Source organism: Neisseria sp. P0009.S007 (assembly GCF_051962515.1).
The window spans coordinates 1-1,005 of record NZ_JBQCVF010000541.1 but is presented as its reverse complement, the minus strand read 5'-3'; the positions used below and the strand labels follow the sequence as shown (position 1 = coordinate 1,005).

At 50.6% G+C, this 1,005-nt stretch carries 2 protein-coding genes; one reads left to right on the top strand and one right to left on the bottom strand.

Annotation, left to right across the window (positions count from 1 at the left end; genetic code table 11):
• Positions 1-106: 106 nt before the first annotated feature.
• Complete coding sequence (locus tag ACTHS3_RS14650) at positions 107-232, top strand: hypothetical protein (RefSeq protein ID WP_003678791.1); 126 nt, start codon at positions 107-109, stop codon at positions 230-232.
• Between the two features lie 66 nt (positions 233-298).
• On the opposite strand, the gene hflX is transcribed toward ACTHS3_RS14650, so the two are convergent.
• On the bottom strand, positions 299-1,005 hold a 707-nt coding region (gene hflX / locus ACTHS3_RS14645; RefSeq protein WP_440368331.1), incomplete at its 5' end, for a GTPase HflX.

Genomic DNA, 1,005 nt, shown 5'->3' with positions numbered 1-1,005 from the left:
TTATTGACCTCAATCCATTTGAGCAGCATACTTTAGGCATTCCGCGAAGACGGAAATCAAAAAACACACATTTACTTATAAAACTAACTTATTGGGAAACCTCACCATGATTGATCGCCTTATGCCTATTTTCGCCGTTATCGGCATTTTGTCCAGCACCGTATACCTGAGCCTCGCCGCTTGGATGCTTTACGAAAGCGTGTTTAAAAAGAAAAGCCCTCTGTCGGCATAATCTTCAGATTTAGAATTTTACGGTAAGGCCGTCTGAACATTCAGACGGCCTTGTTTCATTTAAACATCAAGCATTCGGCTGTACGGCCAATTCAATCATTGCTTCGCGCAAACCGTCCAAGCCCAAACTTTCTGCAACGGAAACATTCACGCTGACGGCATGCCCGGAGTTGTCGCGCAAAATGCCTGCTTCACGCATACCCGACGGCAGCAAATCGATTTTGTTGTACACCACCAATTGCGGAATTTCATGCGCACCGATTTCTTCCAAGACCTCGTTGACATCGTCCATCTGCCGTTCAAAATCGGGATTGGACGCATCAACGACGTGCAGCAGCACATCCGCCATCGCCGTCTCTTCCAAGGTAGCGGAAAACGCCGACACCAGCTTGTGCGGCAAATCGCGGACGAAGCCGACGGTATCGGTCAAAATCACGCTCGCCTCATGCGACAGGAACAGCCGGCGTGCAGTAGTATCCAAAGTGGCGAACAACTGGTCTTTCGCCAATACGTCCGCTTTGGTCAAGCGGTTGAACAGGCTGGATTTTCCGGCATTGGTATAACCGACGATGGCAAAGGTTTTCAGACGGCCGCTCATGCGCGATTTGCGGCGCGTGGCGCGTTGTTTGCGGACATCGGCAAGCTGTTTTTTCAATGCCGTGATTTTTTGTCCGATTAAACGGCGGTCGGTTTCCAACTGGGTTTCGCCCGGCCCTTTCAAGCCGATACCGCCCTTCTGACTTTGCAGGTGTCCATAACCGCGTACCAGCCGTC

Coding starts and splice junctions, on each gene's coding strand:
- ACTHS3_RS14650 (WP_003678791.1), top strand. CDS start 107: ATGATTGATCGCCTTATGCCTATTTTCGCCGTTATCGGCATTTTGTCC.